Raw genomic sequence first — 22,691 nt, 5'->3', positions numbered from 1 at the left:
GATCTTGCGCGAACCATACATGCCTGTTGAGACCAAATCGCTCGCAGATACCGTATTTACGAAGGATTTGACTTTTGAGAGAACCGATGCGGCGTTATCGCTCGCTCATATCTTTTTCGCTTTTGCGGCTTTGCTGCTTGGCGGCGTTGCCGGCGTACTTCAGGGACTCGTGCGCGGCGGAATGATCGAGCTGCCGCTAAGCATCGGCTACTACCAGCTGCTTACCGCCCACGGGGTGCTGATGGCGCTCGTCTTCACGACCTTTTTCATCATCGGCTTTATGTATTCGGGCATAACCAAAACGCTCGGGGGCAAGCTGCTGCCGCTCTCCCGCAAGCTGGGATGGTCGGGCTTTGTCTTGATGGCCGCGGGTACGGTTATTGCGACCGTGTGCATTTTGCTCAATCAGGCGACTGTCCTATACACATTTTATGCGCCGATGAAGGCGTCGCCGTACTTCTACATCGCCCTGGCGCTTCTCGTCGTCGGCAGCTGGCTGAGCGGCTTCGGGATGTTCTACAGCTATAAGCAATGGAGAAAAACGAACCCGTCCAAGCTGTCCCCGCTGTTCGCTTTTATGGCCGTCGTTACGATGCTGATGTGGCTGATCGCGACGCTGGGCGTAGCGGCAACGGTGCTCGTGCAGTTTATTCCGTGGTCGTTCGGGTGGGTCGAAACGATCGATGTCATGGTGTCGCGTACGCTGTTCTGGTATTTCGGCCATCCGCTCGTTTATTTTTGGCTGCTGCCGGCTTATATTTGCTGGTACGTCATCATTCCGAAAATTATCGGCGGCAAAATTTTCAGCGATTCGCTGGCCCGCCTCTCGTTCCTCCTGCTGCTGCTGTTCTCGATTCCGGTCGGCTTTCACCATCAGCTGATGGAACCGGGGATCCCGTCGGTTTGGAAATATATTCAGGTCGTACTGACGTTTATGGTTGTCGTTCCGTCGCTGATGACGGCGTTCTCGCTGTTCGCTTCCTTCGAAACGTTCGGCCGCTCCAAAGGAGCCAAAGGCCTGTTCGGCTGGGTTAAGTTTTTGCCTTGGAAGGACGTTCGTTTCTTCGCTCCGTTCATGGGCATGCTGATTTTTATCCCTGCGGGAGCGGGCGGCATTATCAATGCGAGTAATCAAATGAACGGAGTCGTGCATAATACGCTCTGGGTAACGGGCCACTTCCATCTGACGGTGGCGACAAGCGTGGCGATGACGTTTTTCGGCATCACGTACTGGCTCATTCCGGCGATGACCGGCCGCGTGTTGACGCCTCGCATGAATCGTCTCGGCATTATTCAATCGATCATTTGGCTGGTCGGGATGTTCTTCATGTCGGGTCCGATGCATGCCGTCGGCCTGCTCGGCTCTCCGCGGCGCACGGCGTATACGACGTACTCGGACAATGCGGATGCGGTCGGCTGGATGCCGTATCATGTGGCTATGGCGGTCGGCGGCATGATCCTGTTCGTCGGCGTAGTCCTGATGATTTACAACATCGTCGCTATGCTGAACATGCCGAAGGGGCATACGGAATATCCGATCGGAGAGACGGCCGAGGCGCCGGAAAATACGCCGAAGCTGTTCGAACGGTGGAGCGTGTGGATCGGACTTGTTATCGTGCTCATCTTGATCGCGTACGCGATTCCGTTCGCCGATATGCTGCAAAACCCTGCGCCCGGCTCGAAGCCGTTCGTGACCTGGTAAATCCGGCGAACGGCGCCCGATGTGCGGTGAAGAGAATAAGAAATCCTGCCCGAAGCGATGCTTTGCGGCAGGGTTTTTTTGATGGTAAGCGTCGATCCGGCATCTAGTGAAGAAAACCTCACTAGCTCTCCGGAATACGGGTTTTCGGCGGGAATCAGTAACGTTAGCCTCATTAGTAATTACGTTTGCCTCACTGAATTGTATCATGGGGGACATGCGCCCTCACGATTTGTCCGTATACCCAATACTATATTGAATATTGGGGAGGGATGATGATGGACATCTTAGAAAGATACCACGCCTGCAACAGCTGTATGAACCGCAGAGTCTCGTTGCTCACGGCGGACGGTAAGCGCCATGAAGGCGTAATCGTCGGAGTTGATGAACAAAACGTGTATCTTGATACGTCCGGGACACCCGGCTACCAGGCGGAAACGTTATCGACCAAACGCAAGAAAGCCAGAACATCGGGTTTCGGGTACGGCTACGGGTACGATAACGGCTACGGTTACGGCAATGGGTTTGGGTTTGGAGGAGGCGGGATTCTGACGCTTGCGCTGTTCTCTTTATTGGCGATCGCGCTTATATAGACGATTGAAGGCTCCCTGCGGGGAGCCTTTTAGCATGCCGCGAAATCAACCGTTCCGTGAACGAATCCAGCCGAACCGATCCCAATGCCGTCTGCATGGATGCAAGCTTCGATTTGAGTTATTGCCAAGCATCTCGATTCGGCATCGGCTTCGTCGCTTTGGCCGGCATCCGTATATGTGTAATTCAACTGCCGCTTCTCCGGAGAAGGCTGTCCGGCTGGTATGTTCCGCCCGCAATCGGACAAGCTTGTAGGGAGGTGATTGCGAATGGGTGTGCTTATGACGGCGGCCGTTATCGTCCTGCCGCTTTTGTTGATTGCGCTGCAGTGGATGCTCGGCAGATGGAGCTTTCTGGTCGACGCCGCCGCGCTCGTATGTGCGGTTGCGGCAGGGGTCATAACGTCTTTGGCCGTGTATGAAATACGCCGCGACGGAACCGTTTTTATGACGGATATTCATAAGTTGTTTACGAATAGCGTCTTTTTGCTTGCGTCCGGTTTTCTCGGCATTTACGGAATAGCCAAGCTGGGCATGCACATGTTCAAACGTTATAGGATGCAGTAGAGCGCAAGCCGACAGATCGATCTGCCGGCTTGTTCCCTGCGGACGGTCGGTTTTTCCGTCGAGATCTCGGGGATTTCGCCGTATGTTGCTTGTTTTTGTCCGAGCATAACCGATATAATAGATAAAGCGTTTTTCGCGTTGAATACTAGAAAGAGGTGCCTTCCATGAGCATTACGATCAAGGATGTCGAGCATGTCGCCAACCTGGCGCGGCTTGAGCTGACGGAAGAAGAAAAACAGATGTTTAACGAGCAGCTTAACGCTATTTTGAAATATGCCGAGCAGCTCAACGAGCTCGATACCGAGGGAGTCGAACCGACAAGCCACGCGATGCTGCTGTCGAACGTTATGCGCGAAGACGAGGTGCGCGCGTCGCTTGCGATCGAGCAAGTCATGCTTAATGCGCCGGACGAAGAGGACGGACAGATCAAAGTGCCGGCGGTATTGGAATAGTTTTTAAGAGGATGTTCAAAAAGTCACCTTATGATCACGAAGAATATCCAGAAGCGGATTCGACATCGAATCTTGCATTCAGCTTCGAAGTGCGGTGCTCATTTAGGTTTTGCCTAAACTCCGCTCCTCCTTCTTCAGCTTCATACAACCTTCTCGGTGCTGATAAGCCGACTTTTTGAACTCGAACTGTAATCGTATAGGAGGGTGCTGACATTGTCTTTGTTTGATTTGAAACTAATGGAGCTGCAAAACCGGCTGGCCCGGAAGGAGCTGTCCGTTTCCGAGCTGGTCGACCAGTCGTACCGCCGTATCCATGAGGTGGACGGCAAAGTGCGGGCGTTTCTGTCGCTGGACGAAGAGAACGCCAAAAACGCCGCCAAACAAATGGACGAGCAGCTGCAGCAAGGCGGCGAGCGCGGACTGTTGTTCGGTCTGCCGGCGGGCATTAAGGATAATATCGCGACCGAGGGGACGCTCACGACGTGCGCGAGCCAATTTCTTTCCAATTATAAAGCGATTTACGACGCTACGGTTATCAAAAAACTGAAGTCGGCGCAGTCCGTTACGGTCGGCAAGCTGAACATGGACGAGTTTGCGATGGGCGGCTCGAACGAAAACTCGAGCTTCCATCCGACGCATAACCCGTGGAATGTAGAGTATGTGCCGGGCGGCTCCAGCGGCGGCTCCGCAGCTGCGGTCGCAGCCGGCGAAGTTTACTTCGCGCTAGGCTCCGATACGGGCGGCTCGATTCGTCAGCCTGCCTCTTACTGCGGTATCGTCGGCATGAAGCCGACGTACGGTCTCGTTTCGCGCTTCGGCCTTGTCGCGTTCGCTTCGTCGCTCGATCAGATCGGGCCGCTTACGAAAAACGTCGAAGACGCAGCGTTCGTGCTGCAGTCGATCGCCGGCCACGATCCGATGGACTCCACTTCGGCGAACGTGGAAATCCCGGACTACATCAGCGCGCTTTCCGGCGATGTCAAAGGTCTTCGCATCGCCGTGCCGAAGGAGTATATCGGCAAGGGCGTCGATCCGCGCGTGAAGGAATCCGTCATGTCCGCGCTTAAGGTGCTTGAAGGCTTGGGCGCCACATGGGAGGAAGTATCGCTCCCGCATACCGAGTATGCGGTTGCCGCGTACTACCTGCTGGCTTCCTCCGAAGCCTCCTCGAACCTGGCGCGCTTCGACGGCGTGCGTTACGGCGTTCGTACCCCGAACGCGAACAATTTGATCGAGCTGTACCGCAAATCGCGCAGCGAAGGCTTCGGCGCGGAAGTGAAGCGCCGCATCATGCTTGGCACGTATGCGCTCAGCTCGGGCTACTATGACGCTTACTACTTGAAAGCGCAAAAAGTACGCACCTTGATCAAACAAGATTTCGATCAAGTATTTGCGAACTATGACGTCATTATCGGGCCTACGGCTCCGACGCCGGCTTTCAAAATCGGCGAGCAGGTGGACAACCCGCTGACGATGTACTTGAACGATATTTTGACGATACCCGTAAACTTGGCGGGCATCCCGGCAATCAGCGTGCCGTGCGGCCTGGTCGACGGCTTGCCGGTGGGACTGCAAATTATCGGCAAAGCGCTTGGCGAAGCAACCGTTCTGCGTACGGCTCACGCGTTCGAGCAGAACACCGAATTCCATAAGCTTCGGCCGCAATTGTAGGGGAGGTGGCAGCGGATCATGACAGAAACGAAACGTAAATACGAAACCGTCGTCGGGCTCGAGGTACACGTCGAGCTGCACACGAAATCCAAAATCTTTTGCGGCTGCTCCACCGAATTCGGGGCGCCGCCTAATACACATACATGCCCGGTATGCCTCGGTCATCCCGGAGTACTGCCTGTGCTTAACAGACAGGCCGTCGAATACGCGATGAAAGCCGCGACCGCGCTGAACTGCCAAGTCGCGACGCATACGAAGTTCGATCGCAAAAACTATTTCTATCCGGATTCGCCTAAGGCGTATCAGATTTCACAGTACGACAAGCCGGTCGGCGAGCATGGCTGGATCGATATCGAAGTGAACGGCGAAACGAAAAGAATCGGCATTACCCGCCTTCATCTCGAGGAAGATGCCGGGAAGCTTACGCACGTGGACGGCGGCTACGCTTCGCTGGTCGACTTCAACCGCGTCGGAACGCCGCTCATCGAAATCGTATCGGAGCCGGACATCCGGACGCCGGAGGAAGCGAAGGCGTATCTGGAGAAGCTGAAGGCGATTATGGAATACTGCGACGTGTCCGACGTGAAGATGGAGCAAGGCTCGCTTCGCTGCGACGCGAACATCAGCATTCGTCCTTGGGACCAGAAAGAGTTCGGCACGAGAGCCGAGCTCAAAAACATGAACTCGTTCCGCGGCGTTCAGCGCGGGCTCGAATATGAAGAGGAGCGTCAAGCCGAAGTGCTCGACGGCGGCGGGCAAGTCGTACAGGAAACGCGCCGCTGGGACGAGGCGCAGGGCAAGACGATTTCGATGCGCGGCAAGGAAGAAGCGCATGATTACCGCTACTTCCCGGACCCGGACCTGGTATCGGTCATTATCGACGATGAGTGGAAGGCACGCATTCAAGCATCGATTCCGGAGCTGCCGGATGCGCGCCGTGCGCGCTATATGAGCGAGTACGGACTTCCCGAGTACGATGCGGGCGTTCTGACCTCGTCGAAGAAAATAGCCGATCTGTTCGAAGAAGCGCTTCAATCTACGAAGGATGCGAAAGCGGCTTCGAACTGGATCATGGGCGATCTGCTCGGTTACCTGAACCAGAACGGCCTGGAGTTCGCCGACGTGAAGTTGACCGGCCAAGGCTTGGGCGAAATGATCGCGCTCATCGAGAAAGGGACGATTAGCGGTAAGATCGCTAAGACCGTCTTCAAAGCGATGATCGAAACCGGCAAAGCGCCGCAGAAGATCGTCGAGGAGCAAGGGCTCGTCCAAATTAGCGACGAAGGCGCGATTATGACGGTCATCGAGCAGGTTATCGCCAATAACCCGCAGTCCGTAGCCGACTTCAAGGCCGGCAAAGAGAAAGCCGTCGGCTTCCTTGTCGGACAAGTCATGAAAGAAATGAAAGGCAAAGCGAATCCGGGACTGGCCAACAAGCTGATCCTCGAGTGCTTGAACCGTTAAGCTATCGATATAGGCTGTTCCGGAAGGAACAGCGAGGCTTGGCTAAGAAGCCGCCAAAACCACTTGCACGTGGGGATGGCGGCTTTTTTGCGCCCAGGAAAGACGCTGCAGCTATTCACAGTAGAAAGAATTTCTCGCTTGCATGGCGGAGAAAACCATTGATGGCAATACGCCCCTCTAAGGATTTTGTATGCTCAATAAGAAATTGTATGTTTACGAATGCAGCCTGCTGCAATCTATAATGTAGCCAGCCCGCTTGAACATGTTAGAGCTAGACATGGACGATTTCATGTTCAGCGGAGCTATCAAAATTCATAATGGAATAATTACAGGGAGGAAGCAGTAGCATGGCAAGTATTATGCATCTCCGGTTGCGAGAGATGAGAAGCGCAGTTATCGACAAAATTACGGACAGACCGGAACCATGCTTTAGTTAAAGGGCATTTAAAGAGCTATGAAATCCATTAGTTTGCTTTTTGTATGCTCGCAACAAAATGATTTGTTTACGCTTTCTTTAGAATCGAAATACCATAGAGCTTAGGAAAAGGGGGAGCGGTAGTGGACTTGCAATTGACAAGAAGAAAGAACCGCACAATCCAGAGGTTGAACAATAATAAATATTTATTGATGATGCTGTTGCCCGTACTGTTGTACTTCGTCATTTTTAGCTATGTCCCCATGTATGGCGTAATCATCGCTTTCCAGGATTATTTGCCAGGCAAGAGCTTTTTTAGCAGCCAATGGGTTGGGTTTAAGCATTTTCGGGACTTTTTTGAATCGATCTATTTTTTCCGGACCATAAAAAATACGTTTTTATTAAGTATTTATTCGATGATATGGGGGTTTTGGGTTCCGATTGCGTTCGCGTTGTTTTTAAACGAGCTTAAGGACGGGCGTATTAAAAGATTTATCCAAACAGTCAGCTACTTGCCGCATTTTATCTCGCTCGTCGTTGTCATTGGCATGATGAAGATGTTTCTTGATCCGAGCAATGGCGTCATTAACGTACTGATCGGCGCTTTTGGAGGAGGAAGAATCGATTTTTTCAGCTCGTCCGAATGGTTCCGAACCTTATATATTGCCTCTGATATTTGGCAGTCGTTCGGATGGAGCTCTATCATTTACCTGGCGGCGTTGTCCGGCGTGGATCCCACACTTTACGAATCTGCAGATATCGACGGGGCCAGCCGCCTTCAAAAGATGTTTAATATCACACTTCCGTCATTGCTGCCAGTTACGATCCTGCTGCTTATCTTATCGCTCGGCAATTTGATGGGCGTAGGATTTGAGAAAGTGATCTTGATGTACAATCCTGCTGTGTATGATGTGTCGGATATCATTTCCACCTATACGTACCGCAAGGGCATTCTTGAAGCTAATTACAGTTACGGAACAGCGATGGGGTTATTCAACTCGGTAATCGGTATGGCGTTGTTAGTCTTTTTCAACTGGCTAAGCCGGAAAACAATGCAGCAATCGATCTGGTAGGAGGGAAGCAAGCATAATGATCACCTCACAAGGCAAATGGAGGCAGCAAAGCGGAGCGGACAAGTTCCTGCTCTTTATCGTATATATGGTGATGGCACTTGCAGTGGTTGTAACCCTGTACCCCTTTATTTATGTCACCAGCATGTCGCTTAGCAGTCTGGAAGCGGTTGCTTCACAAAAAGTGAAGCTGCTGCCGGTTGGCTTCTCGCTTCTTTCTTACAAGCTTGTGTTCAGCAATCCGGATGTGCTGAGAAGCTTTTATAACACACTATGGTATACAGTTGTCGGAAGCTCGCTTAGTGTAGCGGCTACGATTCTTGGCGCCTATCCGCTTTCCAGGAAGGAATTGATCTGGCGCAAACCCTTTATGCTAATCATCATTGTTACGATGTATTTTGGCGGGGGCTTGATTCCGAATTTTTTACTTGTCAAAAATCTTGGATTGCTCGACACGCGCTGGGCCATCGTTTTGCCGCCGCTTGTTAGCGCTTTTAATCTCATTGTATGCAAAACATTTTTTCAACAAACAAATGAAAGTGTGATAGAATCAGCTAAAATTGACGGATGTAATGATTTTGTCATCTTTCTGCGCATTATCATTCCGATTTCGATGCCGATCATTGCCGTTATGGCTTTGTTTTACGCCGTTGGCCACTGGAACAGTTATTTTTCGGCCCTTATATTTTTAAGGGACTCCAAGCTGTATCCGCTGCAAATCTATCTGCTCAACACAATCGTTCAGAATAACGATTCATCGGCATTAGCCCCTGTAGAGAACACGGTAGACCGGGCAATGATATCGATGCAGATTAAATATGCACTTATTATGGTAACCACCTTGCCGATTTTGTTCATCTACCCGTTCGCGCAAAAGTATTTCGTGAAGGGGGTGATGCTTGGCTCGGTGAAGGAATAGAGCATGCCCAAGTTTGTCCGGCAGGCTAGTAAATAGGCTGCTGCGTAGAGAACGGATCAAAAAGAGGAGGGACTTGCAAACATGAAAAAATGGATCATTATGCCTATGTGTATTCTTTTATCGATGACGCTTATCCTTGCAGGCTGCTCGAAAGGGGAGAATGAAGCCGGCGGAAGCTCAACAACTCCATCTGCAACCCAGGGAAGCGGGACGGAGAATAAAGAGATCGAGCCCAAACCGGGGGGACTGCCTTTGTCCAAGGAATTGGCGGAGTTGAAAATTGCTACGGTGGATAACTACTACTCGCCAAAAAGCTATACGCAAAATCTGCCTGTTTGGCAGGAAATTACTAAGAGGACGAATGTAAAGGTGGCTTGGAACGTTTTTCCGGCGGCCCAGACTCAGACGGTTCTGGACACGATGTTTGCGGCGGGAAGCAATTTGCCTGATATCGCCTTCCCTGTAAACGATCAGTATAAATTATATAAAGCTGGTCTTATTCACGATCTGAAGCCATTTATCGAACAATTTGCACCCAATATAAAGAAGTATTTCAAAGAAATGCCTGTCGTTGAGGCTCTAATCACGGAACCTACGGGAGAAATTTTGCAGCTCCCTCAAGTGGCGATGACGGGCGACTATCTCCCGACTTATTTAATCCGGGAAGATTGGTTGACCAAAGTCGGTAAAACATATCCAAAGACAATCGTTGAATTGATTGATGTACTTAAAACATTTCGTGATGAAGATCCGAATGGAAATGGAGTAAAGGATGAAATTCCTATGGCGCTTGCTCCTGGATTTATCAATTTACTGGCAAGCTCATTCGATGTACATCCTAACTACAGCTTTTATCCGAATGCGCAAGGAAAAATCGAATATGTACCCATTACGGATAAGTACAAAGTCTTTTTGGATTTTCTTAACATGTTGTATCGGGAAAAGCTGCTCGATCCTTCCTTTGCCAGCCAGACCAATGATAAATTCGTATCTATGATCAACGGCGACCTTGCAGGCGTAACCGTGCACTACATTGCCAATATGAGAAATTGGGGCATTGATAAATGGAGCGGGTTTGTATACCCCAAGGGACCTGAGGGTACGCAGTATGTGGAGCGGATTCCTCCGATATCCGGTTCGGCAGTCATTACGAAACAGAGCAAAAATCCTCAACTAGCGATGAAATTCCTCGATTACATTATGGCTTCGGAGGATGGGAAGCTTCTTGCGAATTATGGATTGGAAGGCGTTACGTATAAGCTCGAGAACAATAAGCCGGTGATTTTGGACAGCGTGCTAAAGCCTTCTTCAGACAACCCGGATCCTTTTAGAGCAATAGGAAGCGGTTGGAATTTGCCAAGGATCCAATTGAAGGAAACGGTCGATGCAGCCGTCCCGGAGAAGGTAAAGAAATTGAACGATGAAATGAATAAATATTTGGTGGATTCTTATCCCGCGACTGAAATTCCAGTGACTGAAGAAGAGAGAGAGCTATTTAATAAAGGTTGGTCCGATATGCAAACCTACCAATCTGAAATGATGATCAAGTTCATTATGGGTAAGGCAGATTTGAAAAAGGACTGGGATGATTACGTAAAAAAACTAAAGGATCTTGGAATCGAGAAGAAAGTGCAAATCGAGCAGACCAAGTACGAACGCTTTAATGATATTATACAGAAAAACAAGTAATTCGTTTCATGAGCTCGCATAGATCACATCTGGGGGATGCAGGTTATGGACATTTTTAAAAGTAAAGTTTTTCGGAAAATGCTTCTGACCTGCATCCTGATGCCGGTGGTGCCTGTGCTGCTGCTGGGCGGGTTCAATTATTACCAATCGACTAAAATTGCCAACCAGCAGATCGATACTATGAACATGGCGATGGTAGACCGGATTGCGGAGCATTATGATAAGATATTCCGGGATTTCACGGATATAGCATCGCTGGTCAAGGATTTGCCTTGGCTCACGAAGATTGTGCAGATGGAAACGGTTGATTACGATCGCATCGATATCAACGATTTGATGAATATTGCCGTTCAACTGCGGATCTACAAATTAAATAACGAAGTGATCAAAAATATTACCGTCGTGTTCCGAGATAGCGATCTTGTCATCGATACGGATACGTTTTATGACAAGTCTCATTACTTTTCAAACAAATATAGCATTCATAGTGACGGGTTTCAAAAAGGAAGTATAGATTGGGAAGCGCTTAATACCCCTCAGTTCATCAACAACTTTCAGATGGAGTATTACGGAAATCCCGTCGATCCAACGATGCTGTTTGTGAAACCGCTTCACCCGCCAGGAAGCAGAGCTGAGGCATTAACGCTGATCCAGATCGATGAAGCCAAGCTGAAGGAAGCGCTCACTCAGTTTAAAATGGGGGAGAAAACCACACTATACATCCTCCAAAGTAATCTTGAGTATTTCTTTTCAGGCAATGAAGGCGCTAAGCTTCCATCTAAAGAAACGCTTCAGTCACAGAGCGGAAGTGGTGTACTGCCGATCGGTAAGGAACGGTTCAACTATTATTTTGCCACCTCTCGTTTTAACGGCTTTAAGTACATTGCAGTCGCAGATTCCAAATCGGTCATGGCGCAAGTGGAGTATATCAAAAAGATGACCTATGCACTGGTGATTTGTTCGGTCATTGCCGGTTTTATGATCTCGTATTTGGTTGCTTTGAATAATTATCGTCCGATTCGCCGATTGGTACACAACATCTCATTTCCGTCGTTGAAGCGGACTCATCGTAACGAATTCGACCTGATCGAACGGGAAATCCGCACTTTAGAGGAATCAAGACCGATCATCAAAAATAATTTCCTGCTCAAATTGATCAAAGGGGTTGGCATTGAAGAGACCAACCAGCGGAGCATGGAGGTCAGTGGTCTCGAATTTCCCGGAACTTCATTCGTAGTCGCTGTTATGGAAGTGGAAGCGATGGATAATATGAAATCGCAGGAGAAGCTTACGGACAGTGAACTGAGCATTCTGACCATCAGGGAGATTGAAGAGTATTTCGAGAGGCACTCGATTCAATGTTTTGCCTTGGAGACGGATCCGTCTGAATATGCGATGATTCTTAACTTTTTTGATTTGACGAAGAAACAGCTTAACGATTTGCTCGTGCATTTATTAGAACATTTGCAGGAAAAGAATGCGGGGCGTCTGGAGCTGGGATTAGCGTGTGGCGTCGGCGGAGTCTACAGCGAGCTGAACAATATTTGCACTTCCTACCGGGAAGGGCGCAAAGCGCTGGAATACAAATATTCGCCGGAGCCGGCCTCCGTAACCGCCTATGCGGATATCGCCGATCAATTGGCGCAGACGGTTCATTTTACTGTCGAGAACGAAATTCAACTCATTCAAGTGGCAAAAACCGGCGACTTCGCAAAAACGGAGAAGCTGCTGGATGAACTGCTGCAGCAAAATTTTGCGGCTCGAAGATTGGACAGCCGTCACGGTATGTATGTATTTACCCGGATGATGACTGCTGCAATTGCGGTATATGGCAGCACGCGAGGAGAGCCGTCAGATCTGCTGGGTGGGTACGAGACGCTGCAAAAACTGAAAAATTATCATGACACTGTGGATTATATAAAGAAAGTGTACATGGCGGTCTGTCAGTCGATTAACGAGAACAAGCAAAAAGTGAATGAGAATCTAACAAAAGCGATCGTGGCATTTATCGATGAGCGATGCTTTCAGCCGGATATATCCTTAACCCTGCTATCTGAACAGTTTTCTTATTCAAGCGTGTATATTTCCCGATTAATCAAAGACTATGTCGGCTGCAATTTTGTTGATTACGTCAACAGAAAACGTGTCGAACGTGCGAAGCAGCTTCTTGGGGATACTGAGCTTCTGGTCAAGGATATCGCGCTTACTGTCGGCTTCGAGAATGATATCACGTTCCGCCGAATCTTCAAAAAATATGAAATGATTACTCCTGGGGAGTATCGGGATGGACTCTAGCAGATGATCTGTCATTTCTCCCCATTACCCAATTCAGACAAATTTTGAAAGCGTTATCTATCTGATCGAAAGGTTTGGTGAGCGGTGAAGCTTAGAACAATTTCTGTACTACGTCAGATATGCGTAGGAATGATCGTCGCCGTATTACTTACTGCCGGACTGCCTGTTTCGCAAGCGGAAGCTTCAGCTTCCTCCTCGAATGCGGCAGCGGGAAGAGGCCCCCATGCGGTAGCTGTTAATCCGGATACGAACAGGATTTATGTGGCCAATGTGGATAGCGACAACGTGAGTGTATTGCAAGACAGCGATGGAGGTATTGTCACCGTGGCAACCGTTGAGGTTGGAACGACACCGTATGCGCTAGCTTTGAATCCGGTGACGAATAAGATCTACGTGGCCAATGCGGATAGTGATACCGTGACGGTGATCGACGGCGTTACAAACAACGCCGTAGAGGTAGAGGTAGGGATCCAGCCGTTTGCTGTAGCGGTGAATCCGGTGACCGACAAGATTTATGTAGCCAACATAGGCGACGATACGATAACCGTGATCGACGGAGCAACGAATCATACGACCAGTATCGATACGGGGAAGAGTCCGTTTGCCGTGGCGGTTAATGAGGCGACCAATACTATTTATGTCGCTAATATAGACAGTGACACGGTGACGGTCATTGACGGCTTGAGCCATGCAACTCTTACCGTTCCGACAGGTGCGGGTCCGAACGATTTGGCGGTGAACCCGTTAAACGGAAACGTTTATGTAACGAATTTTTATGACAATACCGTGACGGTGATCGATGGTGTAACGAACGGCACTTCAACCCTGATTACAGGTACAACACCAACTGCGGTTAAGGTCAATGAGACAACCGGTAAGATTTATGTGGCCAATGATAGCAGTAACAATGTGACGGTCATTAATGGCGGCGATCATAGCATCTCTACGGTATCCGTTGGAGCAGGCCCAAATGCTCTGGCCATTAATGCGGATACGAACAAGATATATGTAGCGAATTATGACAGCAACAGCGTGACGGTGATCGATGGAGCGAGTCTTTTGACGTCTACCGTATCTGCAGGAACAAATCCGATTGCCGCTGCGGTCAATGAGGCGATGAACAAAGTCTATGCGGCCAATTTCAATAGCGACGAAATCACCGTCATCTCGGAAGAGCGGGTCACGGCTGCAGATTTGAGCACCTTGGCCGTAAGCACCGGATCGCTCAGCCCGACTTTTGATCCCAGCATTACTAGCTATACGGTCCATGTGGGCAACGAAGTTACCGGTGTAACCGTTACAGCGGAGACGTACGATTCATCCGCAAGAATCTCGGTAACGGAAGAAGTGTATGCAAATAGTGCGGAGATACCAGTCAGCCTGCATGTAGGTGCGAATGTGCTGCCAATTGTCGTGCATGCGGCAGACGAGTTGACGAGCAAGACGTACACGGTGACGATTTATCGGGCGGGTGTTACTGAGCCGAATGCTGATTTAAGCGGCTTGAACGTTAGCGCGGGGACTTTGCAGCCCTCGTTTACCCCCGAGGTTTCTGCCTACTCGCTGAATGTCGGATATGAAGTAAACAGTCTAAGTGTAATAGCGGTTACGTATGACCCGGCGACTACGATGAAGATCAACGGCATTCCTCATGGCAGTGGGGTCCCCCTATCAATGAGACTGCAGACTGGGGCCAATCAAGCGGTGATTGTCACTACGGCTGAAGATGGCTTAACCAGTAAGACGTATACCTTAACCGTAAATCGGGCCGAGGCCCAGATCAGTCCGAAGCCTTCCGATACAAGCACAACAAACACGCCAAAGCCAAAGCCGACGGACGACGATGTGAAAAAGAGTTCAGATGGCGTGATACTTGGCAGCGGTGCGGCAACGTTAACTGTAACGGCAGCCGCGGGAACGAACGGGAAAGCGACGTCCACGTCGATGCTCCATGCCGACTCGCTAACGAAAGCATTTAGCTTGCTGAAAGAGGAAGCATCACTAGCACGAACGATTACATTTGAAATGTCAGGTACGGAAGCGATTCGTAAGGTGGGTATTCCTGCTAAAGTGCTTGTTGCTGCTGCGAGTGAAAATCCCGATGCGGCCATTAAGCTTAAGGCAGGAAATGTCGGTTACACATTGCCGATAAACTTTCCGACACTTACCTCGTTCTTAAAGCAGCTCGGAAGCAAAATGGAAAATGCCATCGTCTACATTACGATGGAAACGATCGACGATCCAACTAAGGAACGGTTGGTTGAGCAAGCGAGAGCGGCAGGTATCGGCCTTATAGGCGACATCATCGATTTCTCGCTTGCCGTAGAGGCGGATGGCAGTAAACAAGTTTTTGCCGACTTCGGACGGACTTATGTGAACAGAAGCATCGCGCTTACAGGAACTGCAGGCTCAACAGGGGCGACCGGAACGGGAGCGATGGATATTACGCAGGCAACGGCAGTCAGGATCGATCCGATAACGGGTGATGTATTCTTCGTCCCTTCTGTCCTTATAACCTCGAACGGAATGACAGAAGCGCGTATCTTCAGACCTGGAAACAGCCTGTACGCGATTGCTCAAACGAAGAGGTCATTCACCGATCTACAGGGCCACTGGTCCCAAAACGACGTAGAACTGCTCGCCTCTAAGCTAATCGTTAACGGGCGGACAGAAACGGGCTTTGTTCCCGAAGGCAACGTCACTCGTGCGGAGTTCGTCAGCCTAATAGTTCGTGCATTAGGGGTAGAGGAAGATTCGATGACTACACAGATGAGCATTCAGCCGAATACCCATTCGTTTACGGATGTCGGGCAGTCCGACTGGTTCGCGGGTGTAGTTGGGGCAGCGACGAAAGCGCACATCGTCAGTGGATTTGAGGACGGGACTTTCCGGCCTAACGATACGATAACGAGAGAGCAAATGGCCGTGATTCTTTCGAATGCGCTATCGTTTGCTGATAAACCGGTTGCTGTCGCAGGAAAGCTGAATCCTTTGTTGGATGTTTACCAAGATAAGGCTGCGATGAGCTCTTGGGCACGGGTTGCTGCAGCACAAATGCTTGAATCCGGTGTGATGACAGGCATTACAGATCGTTTATTTGCTCCTCAAGATATAGCCACTCGCGCTCAAGCCGTTGTCGTTATCAAAAGGCTGTTGCAGGCTGCAGGATTTATTAATCTATAGTCAATTTCAAAAACAGGAGGAATATGCCATGTTAGATGAAAAGGAATTGCCGATCGCTCCTAGTTCGGAGAAAGAAAAGATGAACAGTGTGATCAGCAGAAGGAAATTGCTCTCTTCTTTAGGGATAGCAGGCGCAGCGCTCGCTTCATCGGGGCTGATTGGCGGATCTTTGACCAAGGCCTACGCCGATCCGGTCGCTAACCGTACCAAAATAAAAGATTTAATGACTATGAATCTAGAAACGAGCGGCCTTGTAGCTACCACAATTGCTGAGCTTCGAAGCATGTCCGATCCAACTGCTGATTCTATTTATTATGTAAAAGATGTAGGACAAGAGGGACTCTTTCACTACGATCCTAGCGATACGACGTCCGTTGACAATACGGGTACCCTATTGGTATCTGCTTCCGGAAAAAGATTCAAGCGTGTTATCGAAACGGCATGTATTGACGTCAAGTGGTTCGGAGCCAAGGGAGACGGTGCGACTGACGATTCAGCAGCTATTCAGGCGGCCAACAGCTACGCGGCTTCTGTGCATAAAACCCTAAGCTTCCCTTACGGAACCTTTATGGGGCATGGACTCACCCCCTCAACTTCTTGGTATTCCTGCGAGAATGCAGTTATTCAAAGCAATGCTGCGGTGCCTCTATCCACATTTAATGGCAATTTTGTCAAGGTCGAGGGGAAAAGCAAGCTGACTTTCGAAGGTTTAACTTTTGACGGCAGCGTAACTGCGGATCCTTCCTCGTGGAACAGCGGCAACTATAATGCCTTTTCCGGATCGGTCGGTCTCTTTCTATTGAATTCTAGTGAAATTCTTATCCGCAATTGTTTTTTTCAAAACAGCTTTTTTTCTACCATTCGGCTAACGGGCTGCAATGCCGTTAACCTGGAAAATTGCACGATGCGCAAAGCCCGGGGAAACTTTGGTGATGCTGTGTATGTGGAAACGTCCCACCATGTGAGATTCGACAGATGCTTGTCTGAAGACTACACCAGGATTGGATATGTAACGGAAGAGGGAACGCATAATGTATCCTTCTCCCAATGTTACGCCCGAAATGGGCATCATGGCTCGCTAAATTACGGAGGGGCCGAATCCAATTCCGGCTATTGGTCGGAGATGTCTGAAAGTATCAGCTTCTCTCAATGTGTAGCAGAGAATAATGAGCATCGAGGATTTACTTGTGTCTCTGGTCCAAGAGCTCCCAAGAAGACTCCGGTTGCATCATTCATGCTGGATTCTTGCTTATCGATCGATAATCGTGACTATGCTTTTGTAATGCTTGGCTGGTCGACACCGATTTCCGTTGCATGCAGTGGATGTTATGCCCAAGGATCCTATATGGGTTTTCATCTGACTGGGACAAATGATCGGGATACTTTTCATTTCACAGATTGTTTTGCACATTTGTCATTTGCGGACGATTCCAAAGAATACGCTAACTTTCTCATCAATAATGAAGCAGCCCCGACTAAAACGCCGGGTGTGACTATACTCAATTGCGGATCGATCCTTGGAGACGGCAATTATTCGGGTCTCGTTGCGACAGGGAGTTTATCAGGGGATATTGTGATGTACGACGGGGGTAAGGCGGTCATTATCGTGGATCAATTCACAAATGTAAATCTGCCTGGGCAAGTAGTCATTAAAAGCTTAGCGAGTTCACCCACGCTTCGGGTTCGAAATTGTAATGTCACGGTTCCAGTTATTAATGATTTTACGGAATTGCTCTTTGATTCTTGTACATTCAGTACTTTGTCGCATGTTATGGGAAAAAGCGCCTCCCAGGGAACGATACGATTTAAGGATTGTGAAGTATACGGTCCGGTGACCTTGCGAACGAAAGGGCGTATTATTGTAACCGATACTACAATGAAATTGTCAGGTGATGCCGTTATGAACATCATTCGCGGAACGAGCAGCAAAGATATCCTGACAGAATTCCATCAATGCAGGTTCGAAAAAGATATCGCCACAAGCGATTATATTCTCAGTATTAATGAAAGTGGAGCGTTGAAGCCCCAGTCCGTTTTTAATAACTGTATCTTTTATCAGACGAACGATTCGGCAACAACGACGAAATCATTCATTTGGCTGGTAAATGCAGGGACGACTTCGTTATTCGCAGCCTGTTATTCCGATGATACCGTGACATCGCTTATAAAAACAGGCTCGGTGCTAAGTGCGCCCAGCGGGGTTGCTTTGATCGATTTACACTAACCCCTTAAAGGATCAGAGGGTAAAGAACGAGATAAGACGCCGATGTCTGACATGCCCCCCTTTAAGTAGACAGGTTTAATAAATAAACCACCTACTTAAAGGGAGAGCACGGCAAGGTTGCCTTTCAGCGGCAAAGCCGCCAAAACCACTTTCAGGTGGGGATGGTGGCTTTTTTGGCGTTGAAAGCGTCGGAGAGCGCAGCCTCCGCCCGGCTATCCGAGTTGAAACACTGAGGTTTTCTTCATACTATCATTTCCAATAGAAGGAATTCCCGGCTCCGACGGCGAAAACGGTCTACGGCAATACAATGCGAGAGTGGGGATGTTATGAGAAGCCGTTTCATAAAATGGGCCGCAGGAACGCTGCTGGCGGCAAGTTTGCTGCTGACGGGCGGTTCCCCGTACGCTTGGGCGGAAGAAGCGAAGCCGGCGTCGGCGGAGGCCGCCGTTACGATCACCATTGACGGCAAGCTGCAAACGTACAGCCAGCCGGCCGTTATTGTCGGACAAACGACGATGGTGCCCATGCGAGCCATATTCCAGGCGCTTGGCGCGAAGATCGAATGGGACAACGATACGCGCACGGTTACGGCGGTTAAAGCATACACGAAAATCAAACTGGCGATCGGTTTATCCGCAGCCGTCGTCAGCGGGGAGCCTGTCGTGCTGGAGGAGGCTCCGCTGCTTGTGAACGACAATACGATGGTGCCGGTTCGCTTTATCGGCGAAGCGCTCGGCGCAACCGTCACTTGGGACAATGCGACACGAACCGTTAAAATCGCTACCGCACCGCCGATATCCCGGCCGAAGCCCCAAAAGCCGCTCGATGTCCGCGCAGCGGCAGCGTCGCCGACAGCGGAGCTGCCGGTCGAGCCGCAGCCGAGCTGGAAGCCGGTCAAAGCGGTGAAGCCGCCGGTCGATGCGCCGGAGGCGGGAGCCAAGGAGTGGAGAACGTTCGCGACATCGCACTACCAGGTTTACTACACGGAACAGGAAGAGACTGTGTTTGCGATCGCCAAGCATCTGGATGCGATATACCTCCACGCGTCGGAGACGCTCGATCATGCGCTTTCCTACAAAATACCGCTTGCGCTGCTCAATAAAGAGGATTACGAGAAGGCCGTCAAGCTGTCCTGGTCCGAAGGGGAATGGAATGTAAAGGACCGCAAAATGATGATCAAGCTGGACGAGCCTTCGCTCGATCGCTTGCTGATAACGGCGCTGCACGAAACGGTACACGCGATAACCTTGTCCGCTGACGCGTCCAAAAGCAAAACATACCCTTTTTGGTTTATGGAAGGGGCGGCCACCTATCATGAGCTTGACGCGCCTTTCTATGCGGCGATGAGGGATTTGAAGGTTTACGAAGCGCTTGCCGCGAATAAACTGATGACATGGGACGAACTCGCCGAATCGTCGGACAAGTGGGAGAACGTCGAGCTTGGATATGCATTATCGCAGTCGATCTATGCGTTCTTGGCGGAGCGGTATGGCGAGCCTGCGATCGCCTCCATATTTTTTACGCGCGGTTTGTTCAACGACCAGCTGCAGTTGATTTCGAATCAGACGGTGAAGGAGCTGGAGCGGCAGTGGATTGCGGATTTGAAACGAAAGACGGCGGCGAATAAATCGTATCCGGGTATTTATTACGGGAAGGATTGGAAGTACGTAGGCGAATTGCTGCAAGGCCGGTTTCATGGCTTTGGCCGTTATTACGAGAACGGCAAGCTGGTCTATGAAGGAGATTTCAAGGACGGCGAAGTGGAAGGGCAAGGAACGTTATATTACGAAAGCGGCGCTCGGTATGTCGGATCGCTGCGCGGCGGCAAGCCTGACGGTCAGGGCACGGCTTACGACGAACACGGCAATGTCCGGTTTAGCGGCGAGTTTCGCGATAATACGTACATTCAGTAAGTATTGCGATAGTGGAAAATCATGCTACAATAAGGACATTTACTTGTCTAAAATGCGAAGGGGGGACGTCCATGAGTCCATGGGAAATCGATCCGCTGCACCTGACGCTCCGGCTCGTTCTTGCCCTGGTGCTTGGCGGGTTGATCGGCTTCGAACGGGAACGGCACAGCCATGCGGCCGGTTTTCGTACGAATATTTTGGTCTGCTTGGGTTCCACGCTTATTATGTTATTGTCCATGTATGGATTTTCCGCGTTCGTCGACGAGTACAACGTCCGGATGGATCCGGCTCGCTTGGCCGCGCAGGTGCTTCCGGGGATCGGCTTTCTCGGGGCGGGCGTCATTTTGCGCAACGGCTTGAGCGTTACCGGACTGACCACCTCGGCAACGCTGCTTGTCGTAGCGGCGATCGGCTTGTCGGTGGGAGCGGGATTTTATTATGCGGCCGTATTATCGACATTTATGGTGCTGCTCAGCCTATGGGTGCTCAATATCGTCGAGAAAAAATATTTTCGCGACAAGCGCGTGTATGCGATTAAGATCCGTACGCTGAATCAGCCCGGCACGCTTGGCCGCATCTCCGGCTTGCTTGACGAGAAAGGCGTCGATGTTCGCAAGCTGTCAATGGAGGAAGAACAGAAGGAGGACGGCAGCAATATCGTTTACGTCACGCTCTCGGTCAAAATTCCGAAGCCGAGCGTTTTGGTCCCGCTTATTGAAGGAATCGAGCGTCTTCACGGCATTACCGGCGTATCGGTTGAATAGGGTTTAGCTGCAATTATTTATTTGATCATATCGACGTTTGCCGGCCTTCTCTTTGCATCCGCGAAGAGGAGGCTTTTGAAATCGAACGGAAGGGGCACGTTAAGCATGATTATCAAAAAAAGGGCGCAGGCGATTCTTATCGAGAACGGCCGTCTGCTTATGGTCCGGCATTTCGATACGACGATCGGACAGCATTACTGGTGTTTGCCCGGCGGCGGGATTGAACAAGGCGAAATGCCGGAGCAGGCTGTCGTCCGCGAGCTGCAGGAGGAAACGGGATTAACCGTGCGCATAACGGATCATTTGGGGGAGCAGTATTTTGCCGGGGTCAGCCACGGCTATGCGGCAACCGTTACCTTTGCGGCTGTAGCGGTTGCCGGCACGCTGGCGCTTGGCTACGACCCGGAGCACGCGGACTGGGACGTCAAGTTTTTGCAGGAGGTCGCTTGGCGTCCGATAGACGGACTGTTGATGGACAAGCTCGAACGGTATTTTTTCCGAAAAAGAAAGATTATCCTTCGTTGATCGTTACATTCCCTGAAGTGCGCCCACCCTTAGTTTATGCTTATGAACTCGCTTGCTTGAAAGCGTTTCGGACGGCGCAGCCATAATAATTTTATAAAATCGAAATTTTTTTTCCGGAATTGAAGGGTTCCTATAAAAACTAACGTCTAATGGTGTATCTTGTGAAAATCAATCGAAGCATAACGGGCGAACAGGTGGTGAAGGGATGGAGCATTTGACGGATGAGGAACTGGCGGAAGAGGTCCGTCAAGGCCGTCAGGACGCTTACCGTATGCTCGTGAAAAGGCATCAAACGTATGTGTATACCCTTATTTTGAGGATGGTCGAACATCCGGAGACGGCGGAGGATTTATCTCAGGAAGTGTTCCTGAAGCTGTACCGGACGCTCGTTCAGTATCGCGGCGAATCCAAATTTACGACTTGGCTGTACCGGCTCACCGTTAATCTCGTACAGGATTACCGGCGGTCGCAGCGCCGCAAGCCGCTCGAAGCCATGTTGGACAAAGTGCGGAATTGGTTCGGCGACCGGTCTGCGGAGCCCGAGCAGCAAGTCGTCAGGCAAGAGGAGCAGTCCGATATGCAAGCGCTGCTTGCCTCGCTTCCCGATAAATACCGGATCATTATGTATCTGTATCACTACAAGCAGCTGTCGTATCAGGAAATCGCAGACATTATGCAGCTCCCTCTCAAAACGGTTGAAACTCGTTTATACAGGGGCAAAACGATGCTAAAGCAAAAATGGATCGAGGTGAACGGGAATGAATCGGAAGCACCCGAACGGGCGCGAGCTTCAGCAGTTCGCAAACCGTAGCTGCAGCGAGCTTATGGCGCGGCGCATTCAAGAGCATGCGGAAACATGCGGGATTTGCCGTCATAAGGCGGAGGCGTACATGGAGCTGAACAGGCAGTTGAATGCGATGACGGATGCGCAGCCTTCCCCTGAATTCGCAGACAGGATCATGGAGCGGCTTGCCGACGAGCCTTCGCTGCAGGTACGGGAACAAGGAAGCGGAGCTCAAGGGGGTCGAACGCCTGTTCGCCGTTCGTTTTGGCGTCCCGAGCTGACGAATTTGCTCGCTGCCGCGGTTGCGACCTATTTATTCATTCACGCGGGTATTTTGCAGCAGGTCATTACCCTTGACGCTGGGGTGCTTGAAAGCGGGCTGCGCGGCAAAGTGGATTTCGTTATCGGTTTTGTCGACAAAGTAACCAATCATATTCGGTATTAGAGCGTTAAACGTTGAGAGGAGG

At 50.3% G+C, this 22,691-nt stretch carries 18 protein-coding genes; 17 read left to right on the top strand and 1 reads right to left on the bottom strand.

Annotated elements, in window-relative coordinates; genetic code table 11:
• Positions 1–19 precede the first annotated feature (19 nt).
• Both DQG23_RS26380 and DQG23_RS26375 read left to right on the top strand, forming a co-directional pair.
• On the top strand, positions 20–1,702 hold the full coding sequence (locus tag DQG23_RS26380; RefSeq protein ID WP_113034138.1) for a b(o/a)3-type cytochrome-c oxidase subunit 1: 1,683 nt from the start codon (positions 20–22) through the stop codon (positions 1,700–1,702).
• A 275-nt stretch (positions 1,703–1,977) separates the two neighbouring features.
• Positions 1,978–2,292, top strand: a complete 315-nt coding sequence (locus DQG23_RS26375; protein WP_113034030.1) for a hypothetical protein — start codon at positions 1,978–1,980, stop codon at positions 2,290–2,292.
• 29 nt (positions 2,293–2,321) lie between these two features.
• Here the strand turns inward: DQG23_RS26375 and DQG23_RS42280 are convergent, their stop codons facing one another.
• Positions 2,322–2,480 carry a hypothetical protein gene (locus tag DQG23_RS42280; RefSeq protein ID WP_158560698.1) on the bottom strand — a complete coding sequence of 53 codons (159 nt, stop codon included), beginning with the start codon at positions 2,478–2,480 and terminating at the stop codon, positions 2,322–2,324.
• Positions 2,481–2,559: 79 nt separating this feature from the next.
• Between DQG23_RS42280 and DQG23_RS26370 the strand changes: the two genes are divergently transcribed.
• The 15 genes from DQG23_RS26370 to DQG23_RS26300 all read left to right on the top strand — a co-directional run bounded on the left by DQG23_RS26370 (position 2,560) and on the right by DQG23_RS26300 (position 22,669).
• Entirely contained in the window at positions 2,560–2,856 is a 297-nt protein-coding gene (locus tag DQG23_RS26370; RefSeq protein WP_113034029.1) for a hypothetical protein, read from the top strand.
• Positions 2,857–3,020: 164 nt separating this feature from the next.
• The gene (gene gatC, locus DQG23_RS26365; protein ID WP_113034028.1) at positions 3,021–3,308 is read left to right on the top strand and encodes an Asp-tRNA(Asn)/Glu-tRNA(Gln) amidotransferase subunit GatC; all 288 of its coding nucleotides are present in this window, start codon (positions 3,021–3,023) and stop codon (positions 3,306–3,308) included.
• A gap of 213 nt (positions 3,309–3,521) precedes the next feature.
• Positions 3,522–4,979: an Asp-tRNA(Asn)/Glu-tRNA(Gln) amidotransferase subunit GatA gene (gene gatA, locus DQG23_RS26360; protein ID WP_113034027.1), complete on the top strand. Its 1,458-nt coding sequence runs from the start codon at positions 3,522–3,524 to the stop codon at positions 4,977–4,979.
• Positions 4,980–4,997: 18 nt separating this feature from the next.
• Positions 4,998–6,443, top strand: a complete 1,446-nt coding sequence (gene gatB / locus DQG23_RS26355; protein WP_113034026.1) for an Asp-tRNA(Asn)/Glu-tRNA(Gln) amidotransferase subunit GatB — start codon at positions 4,998–5,000, stop codon at positions 6,441–6,443.
• A 558-nt stretch (positions 6,444–7,001) separates the two neighbouring features.
• Complete coding sequence (locus DQG23_RS26350) at positions 7,002–7,931, top strand: ABC transporter permease (protein WP_238178033.1); 930 nt, start codon at positions 7,002–7,004, stop codon at positions 7,929–7,931.
• Between the two features lie 16 nt (positions 7,932–7,947).
• Entirely contained in the window at positions 7,948–8,847 is a 900-nt protein-coding gene (locus tag DQG23_RS26345; protein ID WP_192894639.1) for a carbohydrate ABC transporter permease, read from the top strand.
• 81 nt (positions 8,848–8,928) lie between these two features.
• Entirely contained in the window at positions 8,929–10,536 is a 1,608-nt protein-coding gene (locus DQG23_RS26340) for an extracellular solute-binding protein (protein ID WP_113034025.1), read from the top strand.
• 45 nt (positions 10,537–10,581) lie between these two features.
• Positions 10,582–12,831: a helix-turn-helix domain-containing protein gene (locus DQG23_RS26335; protein ID WP_158560697.1), complete on the top strand. Its 2,250-nt coding sequence runs from the start codon at positions 10,582–10,584 to the stop codon at positions 12,829–12,831.
• Positions 12,832–12,960: 129 nt separating this feature from the next.
• The gene (locus DQG23_RS26330; protein WP_113034023.1) at positions 12,961–16,014 is read left to right on the top strand and encodes an S-layer homology domain-containing protein; all 3,054 of its coding nucleotides are present in this window, start codon (positions 12,961–12,963) and stop codon (positions 16,012–16,014) included.
• Between the two features lie 28 nt (positions 16,015–16,042).
• Positions 16,043–18,238 carry a right-handed parallel beta-helix repeat-containing protein gene (locus DQG23_RS26325; protein ID WP_113034022.1) on the top strand — a complete coding sequence of 732 codons (2,196 nt, stop codon included), beginning with the start codon at positions 16,043–16,045 and terminating at the stop codon, positions 18,236–18,238.
• Positions 18,239–18,564: 326 nt separating this feature from the next.
• Complete coding sequence (locus DQG23_RS26320) at positions 18,565–20,151, top strand: stalk domain-containing protein (protein WP_113034021.1); 1,587 nt, start codon at positions 18,565–18,567, stop codon at positions 20,149–20,151.
• A 71-nt stretch (positions 20,152–20,222) separates the two neighbouring features.
• Positions 20,223–20,915, top strand: coding sequence for an MgtC/SapB family protein (locus DQG23_RS26315; protein ID WP_113034020.1), 693 nt, complete (start codon positions 20,223–20,225; stop codon positions 20,913–20,915).
• A gap of 105 nt (positions 20,916–21,020) precedes the next feature.
• Complete coding sequence (locus tag DQG23_RS26310) at positions 21,021–21,440, top strand: NUDIX hydrolase (RefSeq protein ID WP_146762386.1); 420 nt, start codon at positions 21,021–21,023, stop codon at positions 21,438–21,440.
• Between the two features lie 205 nt (positions 21,441–21,645).
• Positions 21,646–22,251, top strand: a complete 606-nt coding sequence (locus tag DQG23_RS26305; RefSeq protein ID WP_113034018.1) for an RNA polymerase sigma factor — start codon at positions 21,646–21,648, stop codon at positions 22,249–22,251.
• Positions 22,199–22,669, top strand: coding sequence for an anti-sigma factor (locus DQG23_RS26300; RefSeq protein WP_113034017.1), 471 nt, complete (start codon positions 22,199–22,201; stop codon positions 22,667–22,669). Before DQG23_RS26305 ends, DQG23_RS26300 begins: the two co-directional genes overlap by 53 nt.
• Positions 22,670–22,691: the final 22 nt, after the last annotated feature.

Source organism: Paenibacillus contaminans (assembly GCF_003285015.1).
Taxonomy (GTDB): Bacteria; Bacillota; Bacilli; order Paenibacillales; family NBRC-103111; genus Paenibacillus_V; species Paenibacillus_V contaminans.
The sequence above is the reverse complement of the archived record's forward strand: the minus strand, read 5'-3'. Positions and strand labels throughout refer to the sequence as shown.